The sequence below is a fragment of the Mycobacterium tuberculosis complex sp. N0072 genome, assembly GCF_030323725.1.
GTDB classification, from domain to species: Bacteria; Actinomycetota; Actinomycetes; order Mycobacteriales; family Mycobacteriaceae; genus Mycobacterium; species Mycobacterium tuberculosis.
The window spans coordinates 1,324,027-1,347,747 of record NZ_CP040689.1 but is presented as its reverse complement, the minus strand read 5'-3'; the positions used below and the strand labels follow the sequence as shown (position 1 = coordinate 1,347,747).

The window sequence follows — 23,721 nt, the reverse complement described above, 5'->3', positions numbered from 1 at the left end:
TCGGCGGCACAAGTAGCGTGTCGACCGTGACTGGAGCAGCAGGCATCGGCCTGGCTACCCTCGCCGCTGACGGATCGGTCCTCGACACCTGGTTTCCCGCGCCGGAACTGACCGAATCGGGCACCAGCGCGACGTCACGACTGGCGGTGTCCGACGTTCCTGTCGAGCTGGCCGCGCTGATCGGCCGCGATGACGACCGCCGCACCGAGACCATCGCGGTCCGTACGGTCATCGGCTCGCTCGACGATGTCGCCGCTGACCCATACGATGCTTACCTGCGGCTTCACCTCTTGTCGCACCGCCTGGTGGCGCCCCATGGGTTGAACGCCAGCGGCTTGTTTGGGGTGCTGACCAATGTGGTGTGGACCAATCACGGACCCTGCGCCATAGACGGTTTCGAGGCGGTGCGGGCGCGGCTGCGCCGCCGCGGACCGGTGACTGTGTATGGCGTCGACAAGTTTCCCCGGATGGTCGACTACGTCGTGCCCACCGGCGTACGTATCGCCGATGCCGACCGCGTGCGGTTGGGCGCTCACCTGGCGCCGGGCACCACCGTGATGCATGAGGGCTTCGTCAACTACAACGCCGGCACCCTGGGCGCCTCGATGGTGGAAGGCCGCATCTCGGCGGGTGTGGTGGTGGGCGACGGCTCCGATGTCGGCGGCGGAGCGTCGATCATGGGCACGCTGTCTGGCGGTGGAACACACGTCATTTCGATCGGCAAGCGTTGTCTGCTCGGCGCCAACTCCGGTCTGGGCATCTCACTGGGCGACGACTGCGTGGTGGAGGCCGGGCTGTACGTGACCGCCGGCACGAGGGTCACCATGCCCGACAGCAATTCGGTCAAGGCGCGTGAGCTCTCCGGGAGCAGCAACCTGCTGTTTCGCCGCAATTCCGTCAGCGGGGCGGTCGAAGTGCTGGCCCGCGACGGTCAGGGCATTGCCCTCAACGAGGACCTGCACGCCAACTAGCGGCTGACGAGGGCCGATCCGGCGGTTTCGGGCAACCGATAGGTGCATACCAGGCTGATCAACGCGAGGATGGCCAGCATGACACCGATCGCCCAGCTGCCATAGGTTGCCACCAGCGCGCCGGCAATCACCGGCGGTAGCGCGCCGCCGGCAACCCCAGCGAGATTCGCCGCGAGCGCGCTGCCCGTGTATCGGTAGCTAGTAGCAAACAGTTCTGGGATGAACGATGCCGTGGGTCCGAAACCGAATCCGCCGATGGCATACATGCCGACGACAGCCACCGCGAACAAACTGGGGCTGCCGGAGTCGATCAGCGGCATGACCAACAGCGACCAGGGTAGAGCCACCGCCCACCCGGCCAATAGGACGCGGCGGCGCCCGAGTTGGTCGCAAAGAGCGGAAGAAAGCGCGGTGAACACGATGCACAGCAGTCCACCCAGCACACTGTCGAACAGGATGCTGCCGCGCGAATACCCCAGTCGGGTTTGAGCGTAGCTGGCCAAGTAAGTGCTGGCCAGGTAGACGAAGCCGAAGCAGCAAACGGCGCTGCCGGCGGCCAAGACTATCTCTCGCCGCTGCCGCCGCAGTACTTGGGCAATCGGCGTTTCGGCTGGGCCCAAACGGGTTTTTTCGTCTGCCCTTTCCCGGGCGAACACCGGGGTCTCGTCGATGTTGAACCGCACGTATAGGGCGACGGCGATCAGCGCCGCACTGACCAGAAACGGTATGCGCCACCCCCACTGCATGAATGTGGGGCTGCTTTCGCCAATGGTGTAGTTCACGCCCAGAAAGGTCAGGCTGGTCAGTACCAGCGCGATGCCGCCACCCACAACGGTGAACATCCCGTACCAGCCACGTTTGCTGGCGGGCGCGTACTCGGCGCTCAGCAGCGCCGAACCGGCCCACTCGCCGCCGACCGCGAACCCTTGCAGCAGCCGCATGGTCGTCAGGATCAGTGGGGCCGCGGCGCCGATGGCCACTGTCGTTGGAACCAGCCCGACAGTCACGGTTGCCAGGCCCATGATCAACAGTGTGGCGACCAGGGTCTTCTTGCGGCCGAGGCGGTCTCCAAAGTATCCAAAGACGGCCGCGCCGAACGGCCGGGATAGGAACGCCACAGCAAATGTCCCCATCGAGGCCACGGCGGCCACCGTGGGATCCAGGTGTGGGAAGAACACGGTGGGAAACACCAGCGCCGCAGCGGTGCCGTAGATAAGGAAGTCGTAGAATTCGATCGCCGAGCCGACAAGACATGCCAGCGCAACCCGCTTCATCGTCGTGGCAGGTGTTGGGCTGATTTTGGTCAACCCAGCACCTGCCAGGACGGGCTACGGATGTACACGGCGACGACGGTATGGGAGGATGTCCGGTCTTGCTCCGGTCATGTCCGGTGAATGTGCTGCCAACATCCTGGGGACCGTCCAGCGAGTTTCACCACACCTTGGGGCACCTTCTGTCACTGCTCGGTGCTGTGGATTGGTGTCAAGTTACGTCCAGGGGTGTGGTGTACGGGCAGGTAAGGCCGGTGGGCGTGTCGTAGCCCAGTAGTGGGCGGTCATCGCGTGATCCTTCGAAACGACCAGCAAAAGTCAATCGAAGGAAATGACGCAATGACCTCTTCTCATCTTATCGACACCGAGCAGCTTCTGGCTGACCAACTCGCACAGGCGAGCCCGGATCTGCTGCGCGGGCTGCTCTCGACGTTCATCGCCGCCTTGATGGGGGCTGAAGCCGACGCCCTGTGCGGAGCGGGCTACCGCGAACGCAGCGATGAGCGGTCCAATCAGCGCAACGGCTACCGCCACCGTGATTTCGACACCCGTGCCGCAACCATCGACGTCGCGATCCCCAAGCTGCGCCAGGGCAGCTATTTCCCGGACTGGCTGCTGCAGCGCCGCAAGCGAGCTGAACGCGCACTGACCAGCGTGGTGGCGACCTGCTACCTGCTGGGAGTATCCACTCGCCGGATGGAGCGCCTGGTCGAAACACTTGGTGTGACAAAGCTTTCCAAGTCGCAAGTGTCGATCATGGCCAAAGAGCTCGACGAAGCCGTAGAGGCGTTTCGGACCCGCCCGCTCGATGCCGGCCCGTATACCTTCCTCGCCGCCGACGCCCTGGTGCTCAAGGTGCGCGAGGCAGGCCGCGTCGTCGGAGTGCACACCTTGATCGCCACCGGCGTCAACGCCGAGGGCTACCGAGAGATCCTGGGCATCCAGGTCACCTCCGCCGAGGACGGGGCCGGCTGGCTGGCGTTCTTCCGCGACCTGGTCGCCCGCGGCCTGTCCGGGGTCGCGCTGGTCACCAGCGACGCCCACGCCGGCCTGGTGGCCGCGATCGGCGCCACCCTGCCCGCAGCGGCCTGGCAGCGCTGCAGAACCCACTACGCAGCCAATCTGATGGCAGCCACCCCGAAGCCCTCCTGGCCGTGGGTGCGCACCCTGCTGCACTCCATCTACGACCAGCCCGACGCCGAATCAGTTGTTGCCCAATATGATCGGGTACTCGACGCTCTGACCGACAAACTCCCCGCGGTGGCCGAGCACCTCGACACCGCCCGCACCGACCTGCTGGCGTTCACCGCCTTCCCCAAGCAGATCTGGCGCCAAATCTGGTCCAACAACCCCCAGGAACGCCTCAACCGAGAGGTACGACGCCGAACCGACGTCGTGGGCATCTTCCCCGACCGCGCCTCGATCATCCGCCTCGTCGGAGCCGTCCTCGCCGAACAACACGACGAATGGATCGAAGGACGGCGCTACCTGGGCCTCGAGGTCCTCACCCGAGCCCGAGCAGCACTGACCAGCACCGAAGAACCCGCCAAGCAGCAAACCACCAACACCCCAGCACTGACCACCTAGACTGCCACCCGAAGGATCACGCGAGGAACCTTCACTCGTACACCACGTCCCTGGCCTTGGCCTGGTGTCAGGCCCAGCTGGAGCCGACGGCGCTGTCGGTTTGCGCCATGTTGTTGCCGGCAGCCTGCACCTTCTGCCCGTGGGCGTTGGCCTGCTCGTAGATCACCTGGAAGTTACGGCCCAACTGGGTAATGAACCCCTGGCAGGCCGCCGAACCGGCGCCGCCCCAAAAGTCACTCGCGGTCAACACATCACGAATGATGGCCTGATGCTCGGCCTCCAGCAACCCGGCCTGAGCGCGGATCATGGCGCCATGATCGTCGACATCCCCGAATTGATAGTTGATGGTCATCGAACCTGTTCTCCTTCGCTTGTAAAAGTATTGTGCTGCAGCGGCTGACGTTAGCTGCTGAGGATCTGCTGGGAGGCCTGCTCTTGCTGCTCGTAGTTGTTGGCGTCGCGAACCAGCCCGTCACGCACCCCGTGCAGCATGTTCACGATGTTGCGAAACGCCTGATTCATCTGGGCCATGGTGTCTAGCGAGGTCGCCTCGGCCATGCCACTCCAGCCCGCACCGGAAATATTTTGCGCGGACGCCCACATCCGGCGAGCCTCGTCCTCCACCGTCTGGGCGTGCACCTCAAAACGGCCCGCCATGTCCCGCATCGCGTGCGGATCCGTCATAAAACGTGAGGCCATGTTGCCTGTCTCCTTGTTGAACCTGGACCTAATACCTGTAACTTGTCATGCACATTGACTGTTGTCATAGCCGGCCGCGGAAACACCGAGACCGCCGATCACTGGTCAAATAACGACAGTCTGCGCCCCCTCTCCTAGCCGGCCGCCGGAGAATGCGGCATCACATAGGGTCGCGGCGGAACACGCAGCACACCACTGAGCCCACCACCGGCCCTGGCGCCCATCTGCCCCACCGGCAGCCCGCCCAGCATCTGCCCGGGCCCTCTTTCCGCGGCGCTGGTCAGGCTGGTCAGCGGCAGCGCCCGCGCCGCCGGGGTGACTGCCTGGTTGGCCGCGGCCCAGGCCTGCGGCACCGACAACGAACCGACCGAGGCCGCCCGACCCGAGTTGGCGGCCACCCCACCGCCCAGACCCGAAGAACCCAGCGAGCTGCCCAGCGAGCTCATCGCCTGGACCCCGTTTTGCGCCGCGGTTTGCACGGCCTGGGCGGCCGCCGCCGGAGCAAAGCCCTTCAACATCGAGCTCAAGGTGTTGGTCATCGACACACCCGAGTTGGTCATCGACATGTGGTTGTTGGCCATCGACACCATGTTGCTGATCGGCGACAGATGCGGCGAGACCGTCTTCCACAGGCCACCCAGCTTGGAAGAAGGCGTGGTGCCCTGCGTGGGCTGGGCCAGCTGTTGCAGCGCCTGGGGCACATTGTTCATCAACTGGTTCGCCGCGGCGGTGTCGGAGGCCTCCTCGACCGCGGCGGCCTGCTCGAGGAGCCCACCCGCGCTGGTCATCTCCGGCGCCTCCTCGAACGGCAGCAACGTCGCCGTCGCCGTCGCCGTCGCCGCGGCGTAGCCAAACATCGCGGCGGCGTCTTGGGCCCACATCTCGCCGTATTCGGCCTCGTTGACCGCGATCGCCGGGGTGTTTTGCCCCAAGAGGTTGGTCGCTATCAGAATCATCAGTTCAGCACGGTTCTCGGCGATCACCGGCGGGGGCACCGTCAGCCCATACGCCGTCTCGTAGGCCGCCGCAGCAACCCGGACCTGGGCGGCGGTCAGCTCGGCCTGCCCCGCGGTGACGCTCATCCACGCCACATACGGCGAGGCCGCCGCCACCATCAGACCCGCCGACGAACCTATCCACGACCCCACCGTCAGACCCCAGACCACCGACTGAAACGCCGACGCGGCCGAAAACAGGTCACTCGCCACGCTGTCCCACATCTGAGCCGCGGCCACCAGCGAGGCCGAACCCGGGCCGGCGTACATCCTCGCGGAGTTGATCTCCGGTGGTAACGCCCCGAAATCCACCATTACGTGTCCCTATTTCTCGTGGTTTCTCGTGCCGACTGTTCCTGGCTTAGCTGGCCGCCGCCGCATTGGCGACTTCAGTGGCCGCATACGAGCTGGCGCTGCTGGCAAGGGTGGCCACGAACTGGTCATGAATCGCAGCAGCCCGAGCGCTCACGGACTGATACATCGCCGCATGTGCGGCGAAGTGCGCCGCAGTCAGCGCCGACACCTCATCGGCAGCGGGGGGCACCACCCCAGTCGTCGGGGCCGCCGCAGCGGCATTGCTAGCCACAGTGGTAGCACCGATGCTCTGCAGGGTGTCAGCCGCCGCCGCCAACATCTCTGGGTATGCCATCACGAAAGACACGTGCACTCCATCCTCAAACGGCCCGAGCACTCGCACGGGTACGATCAGGAGCGGTTAGCAGTCAAGCGAACTGGTCGCCTACGTCCTTGGCCCCGATTCGTCGGTGACGAACTGCCGCCAATGATGGCGAGCCCGCAAGGACCGCAACAGGTCAAAAAATTTCAATCAGCATGAGCCAAAGTGCAATCTGCACCTACCGCCGCCGCCGAAGGGTAAATCTTCCCAATCAGCGCCCACTTGATGTGCAAAATGCACCCGCCGCACAGTTCACCATGTGGTTCGACGCGACAACGACGACTAGCTGGGTTACTATGCCCGGTCGGTGGCGGATTTCGCAAATTGCGGTGTGTCGCAAGTTGTTCAACACGGTCGACTCATCCAGCAGACCCACACCGTGATTTCGCGCACACACCGGCCGTGCAGTGTGAATCCGGCACAATAGTGCCAACATAGTGTGCAAATTGCACCCGCTGGCCCTAAGATCGGCGCGTGGCATGGCAACAACCTTCGCCGCGAATTCGTGAGCTGATCCGCGAGGGAGCACGCATCGCCCTCAATCCCAGCCCGGAGTGGATCGAGGAACTGGACCGTGCCACGATTGCGGCCAATCCGGCGATCGCCAACGATCCGGTGCTTGCGAAGGTTGTCCAGACGGCCAATCGCGCCAACCTGGTGTACTGGGCTGCGGCCAACCTGCGTGACCCTGGTGCTCGGGTGCCCGCCAATCTCGGCACCGAGCCACTGCGGATGGCCCGAGACCTGGTGCGCCGGGGGCTGGACACAGTAGCGTTCAACATCTATCGAACCGGTGAGCACATCGGGTGGCGGTTCTGGATGGGGATTGCGTTCGAACTCACTTCCGACCCCCAAGAGCTGCGCGAGCTGCTAGACGTGTCGGCCCGCTCCGTCAACGACTTCATCGAGGCCACGCTGACCGGTATCGCCGCGCAAGTGCAGTCGGAACACGACGAACTGACCCGCAGCACCCATGCCGAACGCCTCGAGGTCGTCGGGCTGATTCTCGATGGCGCCCCTATCAGCCCCGAACGGGCCGAAGCGAAATTGGGCTACCCGCTGAGTCGTGCCCATACCGCTGCCATCATCTGGAGCGACGAGCTCGACGGTGACCACAGCTACCTCGACCGGGCGGCTGATCTGTTCTGCCACGCCGTGGGATCGACACGACCGCTGACGGTGGTCGCCGGGGCGGCGAGCCGCTGGGCGTGGGTGACCGACGCCGACGGACTCGACATCGACACAGTGCAGGCGGCGGTGGACAACGCACCCGGGGCGCGCATCGCCATCGGGACCACCGCCAACGGGGTGGAGGGGTTCCGGCGCAGCCACCTCGAAGCGCTCATCACCCAGCGCACCTTGTCACGGCTACGGTCGACCCAGCGGGTCGCCTTCTTTGCCGACGTTAAGATGGTCGCATTGATCAGCCAAAATCCAGATGCTGCAAGCGAATTCATCACGAGTACGCTTGGAGACCTCGAGTCTGCCAGCCCAGATCTACAAACGGCCCTGCTGACCTTCATCAACGAGCAGTGCAACGCCTCCCGGGCCGCAAAACGTCTCCACACTCACCGCAATACATTTCTGCGCAGACTCGAGTCCGCTCAGCGGCTGCTACCGCGACCGCTCGACCACACCTCCGTCCATGTGGCCGTCGCCCTGGAAGCCCTACAGTGGCGCGGCAACAAGGCCCATGCGCTAAGCTCACCGGGCCGTCGGAGTAACAGTGTGCCAGCGTAACTGTCCAGCGGTACACGATAATTCGCCGTAGCTCAGCCTTCTGACAGCAACTGCTTCTTGAGCACTTTCCCCAACGCGTTGCGCGGCAGCGCATCTACGATACGCACCTCGCGCGGGCGCTTGTGCACCGAAAGTTGTTGGGCAACAAAGTTGATAAGCCCGTCCGCATCGACATTCGCTGAGCCGACTACGTAGGCAACGATCCGCTGGCCTAGATCATCGTCGGGCACCCCGACGACTGCCGCCTCCGCCACGTCCGGATGCCCGAGCAGCACCGTTTCAATTTCACCGGCGCCGACCCGGTATCCACCCGACTTGATCAAGTCGACCGACTCGCGTCCCACGATGCGGTGCATCCCACTGCCGTCGACCACCGCGACGTCGCCGGTGCGGTACCAGCTGTCGGCGTCGAACGCCGCGGCGGTGGCATCGGGTTGATTCAGGTAGCCGTCGAACAGGGTCGGACCGCGAACCTGAAGCTTTCCAACGGTTTCCCCGTCGTGCGGGACCTCACCGCCATCGTCGTCCACCAGTCGGGTCTGCACACCGGCCAGCGGCAGGCCGACCCAGCCCGGGCGACGCTCACCGTCAGCCCGCGTCGATAGGGTGATCAGCGACTCCGAAGCACCGTAGCGTTCGACGGGCCGGTGCCCGGTGAGCTGCACCAGCTTGTCGAACACCGGCACGGGTAGTGCCGCACTCCCGGACACCAGCAGCCGCGCCGGTTTGAGCGCCCCGGCGGCAGCTTGGTCGGCCGCCACTCGTGACCACACCGTCGGCACCCCAAAAAACAACGTGCCGTGCGCTTCATAACAGGCCTGGGCGTAGCCGGCCGGCGTTGGTTTACCGGTGTGCACGAAGCGATTTCCGAACCGCAGCGACCCGAGCAAGCCCAGCACCAGGCCGTGAACGTGATACAGCGGCAGACCGTGGACCAGCACGTCCTCGGCCGTCCACTGCCAGGCCTCTGCCAATGCATCGAGGTCGGCGGCGATCGCCCGCCGGCTCAGCTGCACGCCTTTGGGCGGCCCGGTGGTGCCGGACGTGTAGACCACCATGGCGATGGCCCCGGGTGAGGGCTCCGGATAACGGTGCCAGGACCGCGCGTGCGTGCGCACCGGGATGTGTGGCAGCCCCGCTGGGTCGTCGGGCAACGGGCCCAGCCATGCCTGGACGCCGGAGTCGGTGAGCATGTGCCGGCGTTCGGTGACGCCCACATCGGCGGGTACCGGCACAACCGGCACGCCGGCGATCAGGCAGCCGGTGATCGCCAGCACCGTCGACGCGGTCGGCGTGGCCAGCACGGCGACCCGGTGCGCACCGGCGACCCGCTCGGCCACCGACGTTGCCGCGCCGACCAGGTCGCTACGGCTCAGCACGTCGCCGTCGATGCGGACCGCGTCCGCGATATCGGCGGCGGAGACGACAGCAGGATTCAGGGAGGCCAGCAGCACGTGAGCGAGGCTACCCCGGCGCCGTGATCGCCTGCCCCGTCAGGCCGGTCGCGTCTGGGGGGTGCTGACCGCCTCTGCCGGTGTATCCGGTCGCGGAAACAGCGGGCTCAACACCTTCGGCGGCCGAAACGGCGCCCATGCACCCTGGGGCTGTGCCAGCCGGTCGGCGATGGCCCACACCACCGGCGGATTGTGGCCGTAGCCGATGTGGCTGCTGCGCACCGCGATGTTTTCCGCGCGCTCCGATGGCGAATTCATGCACGTCTGCCAGGCGACCATGCCGTCGCAGCGCGAGTAGATCGCGGTGGTCGGCACCGGCAAAGGTTCACTTTCCATTTCCAGCGGCAACTCGTGCCGCTCGGTGTGCAGATGCGCATACCGGTTGAAGCTCCACGCGGAGCGCGTCTCACAGGTGTCCCTCATGCCAAACGGGCTGCCCAGTGTGATCACCTGGCGCACCGCCGACGGATGGTCGCGGGCGAGGCCGCGCGCGAAGATGCCACCCAGGCTCCACCCAATCAGGCTCACCGGGGTGTGGTACCGGGAGTGGAGCTTGTCGAGGAGGTCCCGCATCCCGGATACCGCTTTGGCCGTCGGCCCGATGTTGCGGCCGAGCCCCCAGCCGTAGGCCGCGTACCCGAGGCGACGCAAGATCCGTCGCAGGATCCAGGTGGAACCGTCGCCGGCCAGCAGGCCAGGTAGCACCAGTACCGGATGTCCGTCGCCGGCCGGCAGCATCCGCTGCAGCGGCAGCACGGCGAGCAATTGCCCGTACTCGACACCCGCGCGCGGTATGTCGGTGAGGTAGAGAAACCATCCGGGGGCATCACAGGGGCGGTCAGCGGGCTCTAACACAGGCAACAGCATGTCATATTAAGGCCGTCAATAGGCACAAATGGCGATGCAAAGCAGTGCGGCCCGCCCATGCGAGCTCGGTCACACGCCCGATCATTTCCGCAGGTCGCGGTCCCAAATCTGCATCAGGGTGCTCAAAATCTCTTCACCACGGCCAAGCCCAGCGAGATGACTTTCGCCGGGCAAGTGCAACAACTTCGCGTCGGGAAGCCGGGATACGACGTGTTCCCCGTGGGAGAACGGGACGATGTGGTCGTGGTCTCCGTGCCACCAGCGGACGGGGACTTTCACCTCGTCCAGCCGGAATCCCCAGTCGCGGGCAAAGGCGATGACATCGGCGAACGGCGCAGCGAGCTGCTTGCGACTACCGTTGAGCAGATCGTCGAGGAACATCGCCTTGAACTCGGGCCGAGCCAGCAAATGCCGGTCGGCCCGCGGTGAGAGCAGGCCATACAGGTCGAGGGCAGGGGACGCGACGGGCCGGGCCGCCCGGATCAGCAAGCTCGCACCCAGCCGCAGCGGGGTGCCGCCCACCTGCAGCAGCGGCGCCACCGCCGAACCAAGGCGCATCAAACCGCCGCTAATCGCGTCCGGGCCGCGCGTCGGCGCGACGCCGCCGAGGACACCGGCGGCGACCACCCGGTCGGGCAGCCCGGCGGCGCACGCCAGGGTGTATGGGCCCCCGCCCGACAGGCCCACCACGGCCATCTTGTCGATGCCGAGCGTGTCGGCGATGGTCCGCAGATCGTCGGCGAACGCCAAGATGGTTTCGTACTGATGCGGCGTCGAGGCGCCGATGCCGGGCCGATCGACGCCAATCAGACGAATATTGTGGTGCTCGGCGTAGACCCGGGCTTCGGTCGGGATCTGCCGCCGGGCCCCTGGGGTGCCATGCAGCCAGAAGACCGCACGACCCTGCGGGGCGCCGAACTCGGCGAAGCCGATCCGGCGGTCCTCGCCGACGGCGATGTTTCCTTCCAATTTCGGACGGGCAATAGCGACGGCCATGGCGAGTAGCTTGGCATGTGGCGGCGCGGCGGCAAACCGCAAGGTGTACCAGGTGTGACGGCAGTCGGCGGCTCACGTTGACCGTTGCACGAAAGACGTGAGTGCCCCGGCCACCAGGTCTGGGTCGTCACACATGGGAAAGTGGTTGCCCCGGCGGACCTGCAGTTGGCGTGCCGTCGGAAACAACTCTTTCCAGCGCGGCTGAAACCGCAGCGGATCGTTGAACTGACCGAAGATGGTCAGCAGTGGCCGATCGGCCAGACCCCCCCGCAACGCGGCGTCGACGTCGGTATAGAGGGCATGGGCACGGCGCGCATCGCGGAAGTAGGCATGCCACGCCCTGCGGGCCGGCGCATCGATTCCCGCCCGAAAAGCCGCGCGGTCTGCGCGGCTCCAGTGCCGACCGGCCCCGAACCGCGTCGACGTCGCGCGGGCAAGCGCATTGATGGCCGCGTCCAGTTCACGCACGGGGGCGCTGCCCATCGCCGCGAGCATGCCCCGGAACAGCGGACCCGTGGGCCGCCATGCGAAGCAGTTGACCGCGGCCAGTGCCGCGACGCGGTCGCCGCGACGGGCGGCGGCCAGGAAGCCGGCCGGGCCGCCCAGGTCGTGGGCTACCAGGGTGAGGTCACGTAACTGCAGCGCATCAATGACCGAGGTGATTGCATCGGCCGCCTGGGCAAGTGTTGGCGGGGTTGAGAGCCGGTCGCTGAGCCCACAACCCGGTGCGTCGATGGCAACACACCGAAAATCGTTGGCTAGACGCAACAACACGTCACGCCAGACAAAGCTCCAGCTGCCGACGTGAACGAACAGCACCGCCGGCCCGTCGCCGATATCGGTAACCGCGATGCCGCCCTGATGGTGGCTCAGCAGGTAGGGCTGCCAGGGCCACGCCGACGATGACAACCAGCTCGGCCGGTCAAGCGCGGCAAGTGATTTCATGGTCATACCTCCGATACCTAACTAACCGCCGCCGAGTTCGGCCCGTAACGGGTCCAATGTTGAAGGCTGCACTAAGACATGGATTTTTGTGATCTTGCCGGCCTCGATCGACAGGGCCAACACGCCGGCAAGCGCTCGGTTGACAAAGGCCAGCACCGCCGGTTGACCGCACACCGGCTGGGCTACCAGGACGGTGGCGGGGTGACTCCAGTGGCGCAGGATGGTCGGGCCAACCCGATCCGCGCCCACGACGACAACGCCTTTGCGGGCGTCGATCTCGCCGGCGACACCCGGATCCAGCACCTCGAGCAGGGTGTCCAGGTCTCCGTTGGAGCAGGCTTCGATGAAAGCTCTGGTGACGACGCGATGCTGGGCTGGCTCCACGCTGGCCGCAATGCGCGATTCGTTGATCTTGCGACGGGCCCGATGAGCCAGCTGCCGGCATGTGGAGGCCTGGCTGCCAATCGTCGTGGCGATTTGCTGGTAGGGCAGCCCAAAGATCTCGTGCAGCACGAACACCACCCGCTCCGCGGGGCCGAGGCGCTCGAGCATGATCAGCAAAGCCAGCCGGACCTCGTCGTCGAGAGTCACCCGGTCAGCCGGGTCAACCGATGACACGCTGGCGTCACCGTCGTGCCATGCGGCGATGTCCTGCGGGCGCTCCCGGCGTGTCGACGCCGACTTGATGTGATCCAGGCACAGCCGGCTGGTGACCACGATCAGCCAGCCACGCTCGTCGTCGATGTCGCCGACCGGAGCCCGCAGCAAGCGGGAAAATGCCTCTTGCACCATGTCTTCGGCCACGCCGATGTCACCTACCATACGAAACGCGAGGTCCACCAGGTAGGCCCGATGCGCCCGCCAGGCCGCACTTACCGGGTCGTGTTGCGACATGTGTCCTCCCGCCGACCCATGCTGGAATTCATAACATCAAGGACGAGACAGCCCCGCCGAATGTGACAGCAACCGGCGATTTCAGCGCTCGGCGCACCCCCGCGCGCGTCGGCGGTCGGTCAGCGCCCGCAGGAAGAACGCCAGGTTGGCCGGGCGTTCGGCCAGCCGCCGCAGGAAATACCCGTACTACCGGGTGCCGAAGGGCACATACACCCGCACGTGGTTACCGGCGCCGGTCAGTCGTCGTTGTTCGTCGTCGCGGACGCCGTAGAGCATCTGGTATTCGAAATCACCTTGACTACGCCCTGATTCGCGCGTGATCCCCGGTACCGCCGCGATGATCACCGGGTCGTGGGTGGCCACCATCGGATAGCCTCGCCCCGCCGTCAATACCCGAAGGCACCGCAGATAGGAGTCGGTGACCTGCGCGGCGTCTCGGTAGGCCACCGATGCGGGTTCGTCATAGGCGCCCTTGCACAACCGGACTCGGGCGCCCACGGCCGCCAACTCCGCGCAATCGGCCAGCGTGCGCCGCAGATAGGCCTGCACAACCGTGCCCAGCCAAGGAAAGTCGACGCGCAAATCGCCCGATATCGACAATGTGGAATCGGTGGTGGTGTGGTCTTCGGCGTCCACCGTGACCCAGGCGCCCACCCGCTCGGCCCGCTCACAGATGGCGCGGGCGTTGTCCAGCGCGATCTTCTGGCCGTCGCGATCGAGGGCCTGCCCGAGCGCCGACAGCTTGAGCGACACCTCGAGCGGTCGCACCCCGTCGCATGCGATATCGCCGCGGCGGCCCAGCACGTCCAAGAGCCCCAGGTACGCCCGCACGGCGGCGGCAGCGTCGTCGGCATCGGTGACGTTCTCGCCCAGGTAGTCGATGCTGAGGTAGCGGCCCGAATCCCGCAGCGCGGTAACGATATCCACCACGTCGTCGAGCGTGTCGCCGGGCACGAACCGGCGCACCACCCCGCGGGTGAGCGGCGAGCGCTCGACGATGCGGCCCAGCCGATCCGAGCGGCCGGCGGCAAGCATTGCCGGGCGCAGCGTGTGCGCGAACCAGCCGGCCATCAGTCGACCGCCATGTGCGGGTAGATGTGGTCGGTGGCCGCGACGAACGTCTCCTTGATGCTGCGCGCCGACGTCCACCGCAGCAGGTTCAACGGCGAACCGGCCTTGTCGTTGGTGCCCGATCCGCGTGCACCGCCGAACGGCTGACGCCCCACCACCGCCCCCGTCGGCTTGTCGTTGACATAGAAGTTCCCCGCCGCGAACCGCAGCCGATCCAGCGCGGTCAGCACGGCCTGCCGGTCGTCGGCGATGACCGCGCCGGTCAGCGCGTAGCGGGATCCGGTGTCGATGACGTCGAGGATCTGCTCGTAGCGCTCGTCGGGGTAGACATGCACCGACAGCAGCGGACCGAAGTACTCGATGACAAACGACTCGTCGGTCGGGTCGTCGGAGAGCAACACCGTGGGGCGCACGAAATAGCCTTCGCTGTCGTCGTATTCGCCGCCGACGGCGACGGTGACCGCGGCCGCGCCTTTGGCCCGTTCGATGGCGTCGACGTTCTTGACGAAGGCGCGCTGGTCGATCAGCGCACCACCGTAGTTGGACAGGTCGGTGATGTCACCGTAGCGCAGCTCGGCGGCTTTGGCCAGCAACTCATCGCCCATCCGCTGCCACACCGAATGCGCGATAAACGCTCGCGACACCGCCGAGCACTTCTGGCCCTGGTAATCGAATGCTCCGCGAATCAGGGCCGTGCGCAGCACATCCGGGCGGGCCGAGGCGTGCGCCACCACGAAGTCCTTGCCCCCGGTCTCGCCGACCAGTCGCGGATAGCTATGGTAGCGGCCGATATTGGTACCCACCCACTGCCATAGGTGGCCGAAGGTAGCCGTCGACCCGGTGAAGTGGATGCCGGCCAGCCGTGGATCGGCCAGTGCCACATCGGAAACCGCGAATCCGTCGCCAGTGACCAGGTTGATCACCCCGGGCGGCAACCCGGCGGCCTCGAGCAGTTGCATGGTCAGATAGGCCGCCAGCGTCTGGGTGATCGACGGCTTCCAGATCACGGTGTTGCCCATCAGAGCCGGGGCGGTCGGCAGATTGCCGGCGATCGAGGTGAAGTTGAACGGCGTGATCGCGTAGACGAAACCGTCCAGCGGGCGGTAGTCGATCCGGTTCCATTCCCCCGGGCCACTGATCGGCTGCTGCTCCAAAATCTGTCGGGCGAAAGCGACGTTGAACCGCCAGAAGTCGATCAGCTCGCAGACCGCGTCGATCTCGGCCTGGTACACCGACTTGGATTGGCCGAGCATGGTTGCGGCGGCGATCTTTTCCCGCCACGGCCCGGCCAACAGATCGGCGGCGCGCAGGAACACCGCGGCACGTTCATCGAACGGCAGTGCCGCCCAGTCACTTTTGGCAGACATGGCGGCTTCGACGGCGGCCGCGGCGTCGGCGTGGGTGGCGTTGGTCAGGGTGCCCAGCCTGGCGGCGTGCCGGTGCGGCTGCACGACGTCGATTCGCTCGCCGTCGCCCATCCGGTGTCGGCCGCCGATGACGTGCGGCAGGTCGATGGGGTGATCGGCCAGGGAGGCCAGTTCGGTGCGCAGCCGGGTCCGTTCCGGGGATTTCGGCGCATAGTCGTGCACCGGCTCGTTGGCCGGAACCGGCACCTGGGTGATCGCGTCCATGCCTGCCAGCATCCCCGCCCAGGCATCGCAAATGTTTGGCCGATCAGACAAGATCTGGCGGACTTGCTAGTAGGATCGGACAACATGCGGATCGCCGGCGTGGGGCTCGGCCAGTTGCTCCTGGCGCTGGATGCGACCGTGGTCAGCCTGGTGGACGCCCCGCGCGGCCTGGACCTGCCGGTGGCGTCGACGGCGCTGATCGATTCCGACGACGTGCGGCTGGGCCTGGCGGCCGCGGCGGGCTCGGCCGATGTGTTCTTCCTGATCGGGGTCACCGACGACGAGGCGGTGCGCTGGGTCGACGATCAGGCACGCCAACGGGCGCCGGTGGCGATCTTCGTCAAGCACCCGTCGGACTCGGTGGTGGCCGGGGCCGTCCGCGCCGGCTCGGCGGTGGTAGCCGTGGAGCCGCGGGCCCGCTGGGAACGGCTGTACCACTTGGTGAATCATGTCTTGGAGCATCATGGTGACCGGGCCGACCCCACCGACGATTCCGGAACCGACCTGTTCGGGTTGGCACAGTCCCTGGCCGACCGCATCCACGGCATGATCAGCATCGAGGACGCCCAGTCGCACGTGCTCGCCTACTCGGCCTCCAACGACGAGGCCGACGAGCTGCGTCGGCTGTCCATCCTGGGCCGCGCCGGCCCGCCCGAGCATCTGCAGTGGATAGGTCAATGGGGCATCTTCGATGCCCTGCGGGCCGGCCGTGAGGTGGTGCGGGTGGCCGAGCGCCCCGAGCTGGGGTTGCGTCCTCGGCTAGCCATCGGGATTCATCAGCCGGGGGTCGGTGCGCTGCGGCCACCGGTGTTCGCCGGCACGATCTGGGTCCAGCAAGGCTCGCAGCCGTTGGCCGACGATGCCGAGGAGATGTTGCGGGGTGCTGCGGTGCTGGCCGCCCGGATCATGTCGCGACTGGCGACCCAGCCCAATACGCACGCGCTGCGGGTACAGCAACTACTGGGCCTGGCCGAGCTGAACGCAACCACAGCACCCGTCGACGTATCGACCATCGCCCGTGAACTCGGCGTCGCCGCCGAGGGCAACGCAACGCTGATCGGTTTCGACACCGCGGAAAACCGCGATACCGCAGTCCGCCATGTTCGGCTTGTTGACGTCATGGCATTGAGCGCCAGCGCTTTTCGCCACGACGCTCAGGTTGCCGCCAACGGCTCACGGATCTATGTGCTGCTGCCCCAAACCACGACCGGCCGAGCTGTCACCTCGTGGGTCCGCGGCACAATCAGCGCACTGCGCGCCGAGCTGGGAGTAGCACTACGGGCAGCCATCGCGGGGCCGGTCGCGGGACTTGCCGAAGTCAACCCGGCACGCGTCGAGGTGGATCGGGTACTCGAGAGTGCCGAGCGCCACCCGATCTTGGGGCAGGTGACATCGCTGGCCGAGGCACGCACCACCGTTCTGCTCGACGAAATCGTCACCCTGGTCGGCACCGACCAGCGGCTCGTCGATCCTCGGATACGTGACCTGGGCGCCCAGGATCCGGTGCTGGCTCAGACCCTGCGTGCCTACCTGGATGCCTTCGGCGACATCGGCGCCGCCGCACGGTCACTGCAAGTGCATCCCAACACCGTTCGCTACCGGATAAGGCGGATCGAGCAGCTGTTGTCGACCTCGCTGGGCGATCCGGATGTGCGGCTGCTCTTTTCGCTGGGGCTGCGGGCCATGGAACGCACGGCTTAGCAACTCGACCGTGACGCCCCTCACGGCGCCCCTGCGTACACCGACTTCGACTCTGCGTCAACCTGTTTCAGCACATGCACAGCATTGCAGAACGTTATGATCAGCATCGCTATCGCCAACCATCCCCCTGCCCGCTTGGGTTATCGGAGATCGCGCGAAACGGTAATGTAGCACCAATGTCCGACTCTTCTGTCTTGTCCTTGCTGCGCGAGCGTGCCGGCCTGCAGCCCGACGACGCCGCGTTCACGTACATCGACTACGAACAGGATTGGGCCGGCATCACCGAGACGCTCACGTGGTCAGAGGTGTTTCGACGGACCCGCATCGTTGCTCACGAAGTCAGGCGGCATTGCACGACCGGAGACCGAGCCGTGATTCTGGCTCCGCAGGGCCTGGCCTACATCGCGGCTTTCCTAGGTTCGATGCAGGCCGGAGCGATAGCGGTTCCGTTGTCAGTCCCGCAGATCGGCTCTCACGACGAACGTGTCAGCGCGGTGCTTGCCGACGCGTCACCTTCGGTCATCCTGACAACATCTGCGGTCGCAGAAGCGGTTGCCGAGCACATCCACCGGCCGAACACGAACAACGTAGGGCCGATCATCGAAATCGATTCATTGGACTTGACCGGGAATTCACCGAGCTTTCGGGTGAAGGATCTGCCAAGCGCCGCGTACTTGCAGTACACCTCTGGCTCCACCCGCGCTCCGGCTGGGGTCATGATCTCGCATCGGAACCTTCAGGCGAATTTCCAACAGCTGATGTCGAACTACTTCGGCGACCGCAACGGTGTGGCGCCACCTGACACTACCATCGTGTCGTGGCTGCCGTTCTACCACGACATGGGCTTGGTCCTTGGCATCATCGCACCGATCCTGGGCGGCTACCGCAGTGAACTCACTAGCCCGCTGGCGTTCCTGCAACGGCCAGCGCGTTGGCTACATTCGCTGGCCAACGGAAGTCCTTCGTGGTCGGCCGCACCGAATTTCGCCTTCGAATTGGCCGTCCGCAAGACAACAGATGCCGACATAGAAGGCCTCGACCTCGGCAACGTCCTGGGCATCACCAGTGGTGCTGAACGAGTCCACCCCAACACGCTCAGTAGATTCTGCAACCGGTTTGCACCGTACAATTTCCGCGAAGACATGATACGGCCTTCGTACGGTCTGGCGGAAGCGACTCTTTATGTGGCCAGCCGCAATTCGGGTGACAAGCCAGAAGTCGTCTACTTCGAACCTGACAAGCTGTCCACGGGCAGTGCGAATCGATGTGAACCCAAGACCGGCACACCGCTGCTGAGCTATGGCATGCCGACATCACCAACAGTGCGAATTGTGGATCCCGACACCTGCATTGAGTGCCCCGCGGGAACGATCGGCGAGATCTGGGTGAAGGGCGACAACGTCGCCGAAGGCTACTGGAACAAACCGGACGAGACACGGCACACCTTTGGCGCAATGCTGGTCCACCCCTCGGCAGGTACTCCTGATGGATCCTGGTTGCGAACGGGAGACCTCGGATTCCTCTCCGAGGACGAGATGTTCATCGTGGGCCGTATGAAGGACATGCTGATCGTATACGGGCGCAATCACTACCCCGAGGACATCGAGTCGACCGTCCAGGAGATCACTGGTGGTCGGGTCGCTGCGATTTCAGTTCCGGTCGATCACACAGAGAAGTTAGTCACTGTCATCGAGCTCAAGCTCCTCGGCGATTCCGCCGGCGAAGCGATGGACGAACTCGATGTCATCAAGAACAACGTCACAGCCGCGATATCACGCTCGCACGGTCTCAACGTGGCGGACCTCGTCTTGGTCCCGCCCGGGTCGATCCCCACCACAACCAGCGGCAAGATCAGAAGGGCCGCCTGTGTAGAGCAATACCGGCTGCAGCAATTCACCCGGTTGGACGGCTGAGCTAGTCGGGGCTGACCCAGGGCGATTCACAGCTTGTTGGCTGCCAACTTTAATGTCGGCCGGGACGTGGCTGACTAAGATATGGCGACATAACCGCCCGAAAACCGCCGAACGATAGCTGCTTTCCTATGCTTTCACGCACGCGATTCTCGATGCAGAGGCAGATGAAGCGAGTGATTGCGGGAGCATTCGCGGTCTGGCTCGTGGGTTGGGCCGGTGGATTCGGAACCGCTATTGCGGCAAGCGAACCCGCGTACCCGTGGGCTCCTGGGCCACCTCCGTCCCCCTCTCCGGTGGGCGACGCTTCAACCGCCAAAGTCGTCTACGCCCTCGGGGGCGCGCGAATGCCGGGCATTCCCTGGTACGAGTACACGAACCAGGCTGGCTCTCAATATTTCCCAAACGCAAAGCACGATCTCATCGACTATCCCGCCGGAGCGGCCTTCAGCTGGTGGCCCACCATGCTTTTGCCGCCAGGGAGCCACCAAGACAACATGACGGTGGGCGTGGCGGTCAAAGATGGGACAAACAGCCTTGATAACGCAATTCATCACGGAACCGATCCAGCCGCGGCCGTCGGCCTATCCCAGGGTTCCCTCGTGCTCGACCAGGAGCAGGCGCGGCTCGCCAACGACCCGACGGCACCTGCACCGGACAAGCTGCAGTTCACGACGTTCGGCGACCCCACCGGACGTCATGCGTTCGGAGCGAGCTTCCTGGCCCGAATTTTTCCCCCCGGTAGCCACATTCCGATTCCCTTCATCGAATATACGATGCCCCAGCAGGTGGATAGCCAGTACGACACCAACCATGTCGTCACCGCATACGACGGCTTCAGCGACTTCCCGGACCGGCCGGACAATCTGTTAGCGGTCGCCAATGCGGCCATCGGCGCTGCCATCGCGCACACCCCAATCGGGTTCACCGGACCCGGTGACGTACCCCCGCAGAACATCAGGACCACCGTCAACTCACGAGGCGCTACCACGACGACGTATCTGGTCCCCGTGAACCACCTCCCGTTGACCTTGCCGCTGCGTTACCTCGGCATGTCCGACGCCGAAGTCGATCAAATCGACAGTGTGCTGCAACCACAGATCGACGCGGCCTATGCACGCAACGACAATTGGTTCACCCGGCCGGTCTCCGTGGATCCGGTGCGAGGCCTGGATCCGCTGACCGCTCCGGGCTCGATCGTGGAAGGTGCCCGCGGCTTACTGGGCTCCCCCGCCTTCGGCGGCTAAACACTACCGCTTTGATCCGTCTGCCACGGCTTGAAATACCGTCTTCGTGCGCGCTGACATCCGGGCTGACATCTGGCCTTCTTCGGGTGCGCACCGCTGCCAAGGGTGTCCGGGCCACCAACTTGCGCGTCCGAGCAGCGTGGCCATGGCAGGCACGGTGATGGTCCGCACCACGAACGTGTCTATCAGGATCCCGACCCCAATGATGAAGCCGCCTTGGACGACGGTTCCGATGCTGGAGAACAGCAGGCCGGACATCGAAGCGGCAAATATCAGACCCGCTGCCGTGATCACTCCGCCCGTGCAACGCACCGTGCGAATCACGCTGGAACGCACTCCCAATGCCGACTCGTCCCGCAACCGCGACGCCAGCAGCATGTTGTAGTCCGCACCCACGGCGACCAGCACCACAAACGCTAGGCCGGGCACACTCCAGTGCAATTCCTGCCCCAGGAACACCTGGAACACCACCACACCAAGCCCGATCGCCGACATGTACGAGATGACCACCGAACCGACCAGGTACAGCGGCGCCACTATCGCACGCAGCAGTGCCATGAGGATCAGGATCACCACGACGACGGTCACAGCGACGATGAGCCGCATATCGCGCTCGTAGTAATCGCGGATGTCCCTCAGCATGACCGGGTAACCCGACATTGATATCGACGCGTCAGCCAGGGAGGTATTTGGCTGTGCACCTTTGGCTGTGTCAATGATCGTGTTGACCTGATCCATGGCCGCAGTGCTGAACGGGTTGAGGTCGGTCTGAATGAAGTACCGCACGGTATGCCCGTCTGGCGAGATGAACGCCTGGGCGACTTTTTTGAACTCCTCGGACTTCAGCACTTGCGGCGGGACATTGAAACCCGCCATCGACGGTTGCGACGCATCGTTGCCCATCGCCATCAGAAAGGCTGACGCCTGGTTCAGCCCGATGCCCATGTTCTTGGTCTGGTCGACCAGCATCTGGACGCCGTCTGCGACCTGACGACCGGCGCTGGCGAGGTCGTTAGCTCCATTTTGCATGCTGATCAGGCGCGCCCGGGCGGCGTCCGGATTGTCCAACCCCAGTGATTTCAGCGAGCGGACTACCGAATTCAGCGATCGCCCCAGATCGTTCACCACCGCCGACACGGTCTGCGGTGACCGCGTGGACTGCAGCTGACGCGCCAGGCCGACAACCTTGTCGAGAGTGCCATTGTCACGTGCGGTTTGCAGCTTGTGAAACTGAACGCGCGCGTTGCCACACATAGGGTTGCTGTCACAGACCGGGCTGGTATCCAAAGCGGCGACAACAGAGTCAAGCCAATCGAAACTGTTGGCGATACCGTCAAAGTTTACCTGCAGAGCGTCACCGAGCGCGTGGATATTGCTGACAAGCCTTGCAGCGTTGTCGATTTCGTTGAATGTTTTGTTGCCACCGAACTGGTTCTGGATGTAAGCGAGGGCGTCGACAAGGCTGCGGACACCCGCAACGGCCCGGCTGACTTGACCGCGAACGTCACCGAGATTGTCGGCCAACAGGTTGGCACCCGATGCCAGCCGATTCAGGTCGCCGGTGCGCTCATCGATCATTCGCGACGCGCCGCCCAGCCGGTTGCCAACTTGGCCGGCTTGGTATGTCGCCCGGGCCTGTTCAAGGGTTTCCCCGTTTGGCCGGGTCACACCGCGAACCATGGCAACGCCTGGGATCTGGCTCACACGTTGCGCCAGCTGCTCCAGGTCGGCAAGGCCGCGCGGGGTTCGCAGGTCGTGTGCAGAGTGGATGATCAAGTACTCAGGAATAGTCTGATTCACCGAGAAATGGTGCTCCATTGCCGCGTACCCAACCGAACTCGGATCCGAAGGCGGCAATTGTTTGCGGTCGTCGTAGTTGAAGTGAGCCAGGCTCGCGCAGCTGGCCAATGCAACCAGACCAATCAAGCTGGCGCCTAGATAAGCTTTGGGCCGCCGCACTATTCGCGTTCCGGCCCGCCGCCAGAATGTCGCCATGCGTTCACCGCGCGGTGCGACCCACCCGCGCGGTGAGGCCAGCACCAGGATGGCGGGCAGCAGGGTGACCGCGGCCAAGAACGACACCGCGATCCCGATCGCCAGAGCCGGGCCAACCGTTGAGAACACACCGAGTTTGGCGAATCTCATGCCGAGGAAGGTGATTCCGACCGTTGCCGCGGACGCGGCGATCACCTTCCCGACGGACATCATCGCCCGCTGGACGGCACGCTCGGGATGCTCACCGAGCCGCACATACTCGTGATAGCGGCTGATTAGGAAAACGGCGTAATCCGTTCCCGCACCAGCGATCATTGCGCTGAGCAACACGATCGCTTGATTGGATACGGCTAGACCGCCGACGAGCGACACGCCGGCAACCAACGCCTGCGCGGTCATCAAGGATGCGCCAATCGTCACCAGGGGCAACAGCATGGTAACCGGGTTGCGATAGATGACCATCAAGATGACTAGCAACATCACGGCGATCGCCAGCTCGATTGAAGCCCGATCCCGAGCCCCAGCGTCGGTCAGGTCTGCCACCGTGGCTGCGGGTCCTGTCACGTTTGCCGTCAACGTGGTTCCGGCCACAGTTCGTTTCACGATGCGTTCGACGTCGGTGTAAGCGTGGTAGGACTTGGGTGTACCCAGGTCGCCCGCGAGACCGATCGGCAGAATCCATGCCTTGCCATCTTTACTACCGAGCACCTCACGCAATGGCGGAGTAGTCAGGAAGTCCTGCAGCATCACGACGTCTTTAGCGTCGTTTCGCAGACGATCCACCAATGTGTGGTAGACGTTTTCGTCCGCCGCTCCCAAGCCTTTCTCGTCGGTGAGCAGCACTACCAAGATATTCTCGGAGCCGGATTCGTGGAACGCCTCGGCCATCTGGCGAACAGCGACGCTGGAGGGCGCGTCGGCAGGCAGGACCGCGACGGGATGTCGCTGAGCCATCTCCGCCAGTGAAGGCACCGCCATCGGCAGTACCAGGGCGAGCGCGACCCAACAGCCGACCACAACCCAAGGCCGCCGGGCGACGAGTTCACCTAGCCGCGCGAAGATGGGTTCACC

The 23,721-nt window shown here is 64.9% G+C and carries 18 protein-coding genes and 1 pseudogene; 6 read left to right on the top strand and 13 right to left on the bottom strand.

Annotated features, from left to right (window positions below):
- Nucleotides 1-17 precede the first annotated feature (17 nt).
- On the top strand, nt 18-971 hold the full coding sequence (dapD, locus tag FF952_RS06405; protein WP_003903361.1) for a 2,3,4,5-tetrahydropyridine-2,6-dicarboxylate N-succinyltransferase: 954 nt from the start codon (nt 18-20) through the stop codon (nt 969-971).
- Here the strand turns inward: dapD and FF952_RS06400 are convergent.
- A complete protein-coding gene (locus tag FF952_RS06400; RefSeq protein ID WP_003406233.1) occupies nt 968-2,245 on the bottom strand; it encodes an MHS family MFS transporter in 1,278 nt (425 codons plus the stop codon). The two genes, dapD and FF952_RS06400, sit on opposite strands and share 4 nt — an antisense overlap.
- A 336-nt stretch (nt 2,246-2,581) precedes the next feature.
- On the opposite strand from FF952_RS06400, the gene FF952_RS06395 reads away from it, so the two are divergent.
- Nucleotides 2,582-3,829, top strand: coding sequence for an IS256-like element IS1081 family transposase (locus tag FF952_RS06395; RefSeq protein ID WP_003904572.1), 1,248 nt, complete (start codon nt 2,582-2,584; stop codon nt 3,827-3,829).
- 67 nt (nt 3,830-3,896) lie between these two features.
- Here FF952_RS06395 and esxL read toward each other — a convergent pair whose 3' ends face one another.
- The 4 genes from esxL to FF952_RS06375 all read right to left on the bottom strand — a co-directional run bounded on the left by esxL (nt 3,897) and on the right by FF952_RS06375 (nt 6,184).
- Nucleotides 3,897-4,181: a type VII secretion system ESX-5 protein EsxL gene (gene esxL, locus FF952_RS06390; RefSeq protein WP_003421606.1), complete on the bottom strand. Its 285-nt coding sequence runs from the start codon at nt 4,179-4,181 to the stop codon at nt 3,897-3,899.
- Between the two features lie 50 nt (nt 4,182-4,231).
- Complete coding sequence (gene esxJ, locus FF952_RS06385; protein ID WP_003421604.1) at nt 4,232-4,528, bottom strand: type VII secretion system ESX-5 protein EsxJ; 297 nt, start codon at nt 4,526-4,528, stop codon at nt 4,232-4,234.
- Nucleotides 4,529-4,662: 134 nt separating this feature from the next.
- The gene (gene ppe18 / locus FF952_RS06380; RefSeq protein ID WP_003903354.1) at nt 4,663-5,838 is read right to left on the bottom strand and encodes a PPE family protein PPE18; all 1,176 of its coding nucleotides are present in this window, start codon (nt 5,836-5,838) and stop codon (nt 4,663-4,665) included.
- A gap of 46 nt (nt 5,839-5,884) precedes the next feature.
- Nucleotides 5,885-6,184 (bottom strand): PE family protein, encoded by a 300-nt coding sequence (locus tag FF952_RS06375; RefSeq protein ID WP_003406222.1) that lies wholly within the window; start codon nt 6,182-6,184, stop codon nt 5,885-5,887.
- A 489-nt stretch (nt 6,185-6,673) separates the two neighbouring features.
- On the opposite strand from FF952_RS06375, the gene FF952_RS06370 reads away from it, so the two are divergent.
- Nucleotides 6,674-7,939, top strand: coding sequence for an Rv1453 family transcriptional regulator (locus FF952_RS06370; protein ID WP_003406219.1), 1,266 nt, complete (start codon nt 6,674-6,676; stop codon nt 7,937-7,939).
- Between the two features lie 32 nt (nt 7,940-7,971).
- On the opposite strand, the gene FF952_RS06365 is transcribed toward FF952_RS06370, so the two are convergent.
- The 7 genes and pseudogenes from FF952_RS06365 to pruA all read right to left on the bottom strand — a co-directional run bounded on the left by FF952_RS06365 (nt 7,972) and on the right by pruA (nt 15,797).
- Nucleotides 7,972-9,393, bottom strand: coding sequence for an acyl-CoA synthetase (locus tag FF952_RS06365; RefSeq protein WP_003406218.1), 1,422 nt, complete (start codon nt 9,391-9,393; stop codon nt 7,972-7,974).
- A gap of 39 nt (nt 9,394-9,432) precedes the next feature.
- Nucleotides 9,433-10,260, bottom strand: coding sequence for an esterase/lipase family protein (locus FF952_RS06360; RefSeq protein ID WP_003898763.1), 828 nt, complete (start codon nt 10,258-10,260; stop codon nt 9,433-9,435).
- A gap of 81 nt (nt 10,261-10,341) precedes the next feature.
- Nucleotides 10,342-11,256, bottom strand: a complete 915-nt coding sequence (locus tag FF952_RS06355) for an alpha/beta fold hydrolase (protein WP_003406215.1) — start codon at nt 11,254-11,256, stop codon at nt 10,342-10,344.
- A 72-nt stretch (nt 11,257-11,328) separates the two neighbouring features.
- Nucleotides 11,329-12,207 (bottom strand): alpha/beta fold hydrolase, encoded by an 879-nt coding sequence (locus FF952_RS06350; RefSeq protein WP_003406212.1) that lies wholly within the window; start codon nt 12,205-12,207, stop codon nt 11,329-11,331.
- A 15-nt stretch (nt 12,208-12,222) separates the two neighbouring features.
- Complete coding sequence (gene sigI / locus FF952_RS06345; protein ID WP_003406207.1) at nt 12,223-13,095, bottom strand: RNA polymerase sigma factor SigI; 873 nt, start codon at nt 13,093-13,095, stop codon at nt 12,223-12,225.
- Between the two features lie 81 nt (nt 13,096-13,176).
- A pseudogene (locus tag FF952_RS06340) lies at nt 13,177-14,166 on the bottom strand (proline dehydrogenase family protein).
- Complete coding sequence (pruA, locus tag FF952_RS06335) at nt 14,166-15,797, bottom strand: L-glutamate gamma-semialdehyde dehydrogenase (RefSeq protein ID WP_003900286.1); 1,632 nt, start codon at nt 15,795-15,797, stop codon at nt 14,166-14,168. Before pruA ends, FF952_RS06340 begins: the two are co-directional and overlap by 1 nt.
- 84 nt (nt 15,798-15,881) lie before the next feature.
- Here pruA and FF952_RS06330 point away from each other — a divergent pair, with 84 nt between their 5' ends.
- The 3 genes from FF952_RS06330 to chp2 all read left to right on the top strand — a co-directional run bounded on the left by FF952_RS06330 (nt 15,882) and on the right by chp2 (nt 20,655).
- A complete protein-coding gene (locus tag FF952_RS06330; protein ID WP_003406197.1) occupies nt 15,882-17,498 on the top strand; it encodes a PucR family transcriptional regulator in 1,617 nt (538 codons plus the stop codon).
- Between the two features lie 176 nt (nt 17,499-17,674).
- Complete coding sequence (fadD21, locus tag FF952_RS06325) at nt 17,675-19,411, top strand: fatty-acid--AMP ligase FAAL21/FadD21 (protein ID WP_003406196.1); 1,737 nt, start codon at nt 17,675-17,677, stop codon at nt 19,409-19,411.
- A 164-nt stretch (nt 19,412-19,575) separates the two neighbouring features.
- A complete protein-coding gene (gene chp2, locus FF952_RS06320) occupies nt 19,576-20,655 on the top strand; it encodes a diacyltrehalose acyltransferase Chp2 (RefSeq protein ID WP_003406195.1) in 1,080 nt (359 codons plus the stop codon).
- A gap of 3 nt (nt 20,656-20,658) precedes the next feature.
- Here chp2 and mmpL10 read toward each other — a convergent pair whose 3' ends face one another.
- Complete coding sequence (gene mmpL10 / locus FF952_RS06315) at nt 20,659-23,712, bottom strand: RND transporter MmpL10 (protein ID WP_256381313.1); 3,054 nt, start codon at nt 23,710-23,712, stop codon at nt 20,659-20,661.
- Nucleotides 23,713-23,721: the final 9 nt, after the last annotated feature.